This is a genomic window from Halobacillus sp. (genome assembly GCF_049282395.1).
GTDB lineage: Bacteria > Bacillota > Bacilli > Bacillales > Halobacillaceae > Halobacillus.
On sequence record NZ_JBAPTY010000062.1, the window covers coordinates 1 to 5,327 of the forward strand.

6 protein-coding genes and 1 tRNA gene are annotated in these 5,327 nt (G+C 42.5%); 3 read left to right on the plus strand and 4 right to left on the minus strand.

What is annotated here, in order from left to right; all coding sequences use genetic code 11:
- Positions 1–7: 7 nt before the first annotated feature.
- On the minus strand, positions 8–1,588 hold the full coding sequence (locus WAM07_RS03245) for a long-chain-fatty-acid--CoA ligase (RefSeq protein WP_422164738.1): 1,581 nt from the start codon (positions 1,586–1,588) through the stop codon (positions 8–10).
- A 134-nt stretch (positions 1,589–1,722) separates the two neighbouring features.
- Positions 1,723–2,088, minus strand: a complete 366-nt coding sequence (locus tag WAM07_RS03250) for a cupin domain-containing protein (protein WP_422164739.1) — start codon at positions 2,086–2,088, stop codon at positions 1,723–1,725.
- A 185-nt stretch (positions 2,089–2,273) separates the two neighbouring features.
- Between WAM07_RS03250 and WAM07_RS03255 the strand changes: the two genes are divergently transcribed.
- Entirely contained in the window at positions 2,274–2,444 is a 171-nt protein-coding gene (locus WAM07_RS03255; RefSeq protein ID WP_422164741.1) for a hypothetical protein, read from the plus strand.
- A gap of 334 nt (positions 2,445–2,778) precedes the next feature.
- Here WAM07_RS03255 and WAM07_RS03260 read toward each other — a convergent pair whose 3' ends face one another.
- Together WAM07_RS03260 and WAM07_RS03265 are read right to left on the minus strand one after the other, a co-directional pair.
- Positions 2,779–3,564, minus strand: coding sequence for an SDR family oxidoreductase (locus WAM07_RS03260; protein ID WP_422164743.1), 786 nt, complete (start codon positions 3,562–3,564; stop codon positions 2,779–2,781).
- 255 nt (positions 3,565–3,819) lie between these two features.
- Positions 3,820–3,892 (minus strand) — tRNA-Ala (locus tag WAM07_RS03265).
- A 240-nt stretch (positions 3,893–4,132) separates the two neighbouring features.
- On the opposite strand from WAM07_RS03265, the gene WAM07_RS03270 reads away from it, so the two are divergent.
- Together WAM07_RS03270 and WAM07_RS03275 are read left to right on the plus strand one after the other, a co-directional pair.
- Positions 4,133–4,354, plus strand: coding sequence for a hypothetical protein (locus tag WAM07_RS03270; protein ID WP_041601200.1), 222 nt, complete (start codon positions 4,133–4,135; stop codon positions 4,352–4,354).
- 211 nt (positions 4,355–4,565) lie between these two features.
- The coding region (locus tag WAM07_RS03275; protein WP_422164745.1) for an aldose epimerase family protein at positions 4,566–5,327 on the plus strand (762 nt) is incomplete at its 3' end.

The window sequence follows — 5,327 nt, forward strand, 5'->3', positions numbered from 1 at the left end:
TCGTGATTTAGTTAACAAGCCGGCTATGTCCTTCCCAGAACGATTTACGAATGATTACTTTTTGTATTTTCCCTGACGCCGTTTTAGGCAGTTCATCAATAAACGTAATGCTTTTCGGTGCTTTAAAATGTGCCAGCTTTTCCCGGCAGAACATAATCAGCTCTTCCTCTGATACGGTCTCGCCTTCTCTTAACACGACGACGGCTTTCGGAACTTCTCCCCATTTATCATGCGGCGTCGCCACCACTGCCGCTTCAAGTACCGATGGATGCTCATACAGAATGGCTTCCACTTCAATCGAGGATATATTCTCGCCTCCGCTGATAATCACATCTTTCTTACGGTCCACAATTTCAATCGTATGCTTCTCATCCACCACGGCCATATCCCCGGTGTAGAGCCAGCCATCCCGAATCGTGGCGTTCGTCGCTTCCTCATTTTTAAAATAGCCTTCCATAATCCCATTGGTCCGGGTAATAATTTCTCCAATGGATTTCCCATCATGAGCGACTTCTTCCCCAAACTCATTCACCACTCTTACTTTACTTCCCATCATTTCGTAACCAGCCTTCGCTTTCAGCCGGTATTTTTCTTCAGCAGGAAGATCAAGATCCATCGAACGTAATTCCGACGTCGTAATCAACGGGGAGATTTCCGTCATGCCATATACCTGGATGAACTTCCAGCCTAAATCCTCCTCCACTTTTCGAACAAAGGCCGGTGGCGGGGCAGAACCGGCTATTACCACGCGTACATCCTGTTCGATTTGCGGCTGAACCGCATCATACTCTTCCATCAGCATATTGAGTACAGTCGGTGCCATATGTAAAACCGAGACACCATGCTTCTTAATTTTTTCTAACATGAGCTTTGGATCGGTTTTGCGAAGCATGACCTGGGTGGCGCCATTGGCTGTGTAATAGAAAGGAGATCCCCATCCATTCACGTGGAACATCGGAAGCACGTGCAATAATGTATCCTGATCGCTCACACGCAGGTGATGCATCGTGGACATTGCATGAAGATAGTTCGCCCGGTGACTGAGCAATACCCCTTTTGGATTACCTGTCGTCCCGCTCGTATAAAGAAGAGAAGCAATATCTGTTTCTTCCAGTTCCGCACGGTCAAACAGCTCATCAGCAAAAGACGCAAGCCAAGGTTCATAGGAGGTAGCACCTTCTTTTTCTTCTCCATGCACAATCACATGTTCGAGTTGCGGCAGCTGAGGCAGAACCGTTTCAACTAAGTGATAGAGATCTGAGTCCACAAATAACACTTTACTTTCACTATGTTCCAGAATGAATTGATAATCGGCCGGTTTTAGTCGAGTATTCAGGGGCGTCATCACTGCGCCCACTTGAAACACACCATAAAAGCCTTCCAGCATCTCCAGCGTGTTCGGAGCAAGGTACGCGACTTTGTCCCCTTTTATCACCCCGAGGTCGCCCAGCCCCCGGGACAGCTGATTCACTCGCCCGTTCAATTGCTTATACGTAAGCGTGCGATCATCATCAATAATGGCGGGCTTATCCCCATACAATTCTACGGCTCGATCAAGAAAGTCAGTCAACACCAAAGGTACCTGCATTCCATCACTTCTCCCTTATAAATATATTGAAGCGCTTACACATATTGTAATAACTATACTGTTGTATATCAATAGTTTAATAATATAACAGTTAGAAAACAGAAACATTCCCTGTTTGCTGAAAAATGAATGGTTTAAATCCAAATATCATTTTCCGCCGTTAACTCACTCTCGGCCTCTCCGGTATTCGTTACTCCCTTAGGTTCGACCAGCATAATGTGACATTCTTCTTCAGCATAAGGTTTGTGTTCCACCCCCTTTGGAACGATATACATTTCTCCATCTGACAGCTCGACTACCCCATCGCGAAATTCAATAACCATGTGACCCTTCACCACGAAAAATACTTCGTCCGTATCTTGGTGACTGTGCCAGACAAAATCCCCTTGCACTTTTACCAGTTTGAATTGATAATCGTTCATTTCACCAATAACTTTCGGGGACCACTGATCATTAAATTTTGTTAATTTTTCATTGAGATTAATAGGTAATGGTTCCATTCGAAAAACTCCTCTTTTTTAAATCATTTTGAGTCGTGGGTCTTCTTTGTGAGACCTTTTAATTGTAACTGAAGATTGGTTTAACAGTCTTGAGAATGCTGTTAGTCTGCCATATTGTAGGTAGCTGCGACGATAACTTGAAGATGTGTATGAATGCTAGTGCGTACCTTAACCTGAACGGAGGAGTGAACGTTGTTCCGACCAAAGGAGTGAACGCTAGTGCAACCAAAGGAGCGAACGTTGGACCGACCAAAGAAGTGGGCGCTTTATTTAAAAGAAAGGAAAAGAAAAGAGAAGAAAAGAAACAAAATCATGTAGAAGCGGGTCATCATCCACTACTTACGTTTATTTTGTAAATCGCTTGGCATTTTGGATAGAGTTCATGACTGGTAAGCTAAAGTAGAAACGAATCTGACACCAGAATTCTTTCCCTGGCGATTATATAATTGAAGGCTTTAAAAAGGCTTTGCAGATGAGAATCGGTGTCAAGATTGTTTCCGAAATAGATGGCGATCGACATACATAAGGGGACATTGAACAGTTATCAACTAACCACTTGATTGGAACTGAGGCATCATCATAACAAGTTCCTGCAAAATTAAAACAGCCTGACACCTATAGATAAAGGCGTCAGGCTCCAGAATCACTTCGTTTACTTAATTACCTTACTGAGAGTATTAATTCAAGTAATTATATTTTCGCTTCCCAATTCTTCTGTTCTTCCTCTTTCATCATATCTTCTGCATCCTGAGGATAAGCTGTACGGAAAGCGTGGTGATCTGCTTCAATCACTTCCACCATCTTATCGACCATTTCCTGTGGATCATATTGATCATCTAAAATTTTCTCCGTTTCGGCGATGGACTCTCTTGGCGTAAAGTTCTTATCTTCATCATACCATTTATGCTTCTCTTCAAACATACGGTCATTAAAGCCAGTTTCGTATGGTCCAGGATTGATCGTGGCTACCTGAACATTAAACTCTTCAAGTTCCGCTTTCATAGTCTTAGCCATTGCTTCGACCGCATGCTTAGAAGCAACATAAGGCCCAAGGTACGGCATACCGACCACACCTGCAATTGAGCTCAAGAATACAATTTTTCCTGCTTTCTTATCTACGAATTTCTTAGCAGCAATTTGCGCATTTTCCAGTGTGCAGAAGACATTGGTTTCAAATATATCCCTTACACGGTCTACTGGAACTTCTGCAATAGGTCCGCCTTCACCAATCGCCGCATTAGCTACAAAAATATCATAATCATATTCATTAATTAACTGCTGATCACGCTTGTTTTTAATATCAAGCTTTATTACTTCTAGTTCTACACCAGCTTCTGAAGCCGCTTCTCTCAAGCTAGTAATCTGAGAAATAATTTCAACCGCTGCGATCACATGATGTCCTTTTTTAGCTAGTCCAATTGCTGTACCTTTACCTAACCCGCTTCCTGCACCAGTAATAAAGATGGTTTTACTCATTTCTTGTTTCCTCCTCTACGGAATGCTGTCTGTTGAGAAAGTTCCCTTCTATTAGTTTGCTAAAACTTCCCAGTACGTTCCATAAAGGTGGGTTCGTTTTTAATTTCAGATACTGAGTTGCATGAGCAACCCTTAGATATTTGTTTTTTTCCAGAAAAAAAGACGCCTTCTAGTTTGGATAAATCCAAACTAGAAGGCGTACTCGTTAGGGCATAATCGCTAACTAATAAGAACTAACTAAGCGATTTTTATGAGTGGAGCATAGCGGGCTCGAACCGCTGACCTCAACACTGCCAGTGTTGCGCTCTCCCAGCTGAGCTAATGCCCCATAGATTTAAATTTGCCGATCCAGCAACTGCGTGCCGCTTAATCCGACAAATATTATTATAGCTGATACTACGAGTTCTTCGCAAGGGTTTTTTACGGAATATTTACCCATTCTTCTGGCTTCCATTTCTTTTTTCAAGGAAGACTGCTGTTCATTTTCTTAAGAAATTCAATGTAATAGACAATTGGTATGAAGATGGTCTTCCAGGTTACAATAACCTTTAAAAAGGATGATCTCACATTGGAATTCACGCTGCGCGGAAAAAATGGGGCCTATCCCTGTATTATTACGATTGACCCTGATAACGGACGATATACCATACGGAAAGAAGATACCAGTGGAGAGGTATTCAACTCACCAGAAGAATTAAAACAATGGATCCATGAAAATTGGACAGCAGAAGATTTTGAAGATCCTTTAGCCTTTCACCATATGCTCGATAAGATTCAGGAGTCCCCGTAGATTTTACTCCTCATAACAGGAGGCTATAAAATCACAGGAGTCTCAACACACCTGAACTACTTTATTTGTTCCCTTTTTTCTATTATGATGCTTATTCGTTTAAGCGAAATACGTAGATAACACTTTCATGTCTGATAAACTAAAGAAGACTATAGAAATTATAGAATATGCGGATACTCTTCTTCGCTTCTTAAATGGAGGTACATACAACATGGAGATTACGACGAAAGAAGTCAGCAACAGCTGGACAAAGTACGACCTGACGAACGATCACGGCATGAAGCTCAGTGTTTTGAACTACGGTGGGATTATTACGGAGCTGCTCGTACCGGACCACGAAGGAACACTTGAAAATGTAGTCCTTGGCTACAGAAATGTAGAAGACTATAAAGAAGATCCTAATTATTTCGGAGCAATTATCGGACGAGTGGCCGGACGGATCGAGGGAGCTTCTTTTACATTAAAAGGACAAACCTACGATCTGGACGCCAATGAAGGTCCCAACCACCTCCATGGCGGTGCGAATGGATTCCATCAAAAAATATGGGAGGTCACTCCTTTTGAAAGTAACGACGAGGTCGGTCTGACGCTCTCTTTAAATGTTTCAAAAGAAGAGGATGAATACCCTGGGAATCTGGATGTCACCGTGACTTATACGTTAACGAACGAGAACGAATTGGTAGTGGACTATCAAGCGGAAAGTGATGAAACAACCGTCCTGACATTAACCAACCACTCTTACTTTAATTTAAGCGGGGACTATAAGAGGACTTTGCATAATCATCATCTTACCTTCAACAGTCCGCGATTTGTCGAATTGGACGATAACCTGATTCCCACTGGAAAATGGCTGGACGTGACCGACACACCTTTTGATTTCCGGGAAGGAAAAGACCTGGTGGAAGGTATGGTTACCCCTCACCCTCAGAACAAAATCGCGAAAAACGGGTTTGATCATTATTTTATTCTGGAA

Excerpts from the sequence above, each read along its gene's own strand:
- WAM07_RS03245 (WP_422164738.1), bottom strand. The coding sequence starts at position 1,588 with ATGCAGGTACCTTTGGTGTTGACTGACTTTCTTGATCGAGCCGTAGAA.
- WAM07_RS03260 (WP_422164743.1), bottom strand. The coding sequence starts at position 3,564 with ATGAGTAAAACCATCTTTATTACTGGTGCAGGAAGCGGGTTAGGTAAA.
- WAM07_RS03250 (WP_422164739.1), bottom strand. The coding sequence starts at position 2,088 with ATGGAACCATTACCTATTAATCTCAATGAAAAATTAACAAAATTTAAT.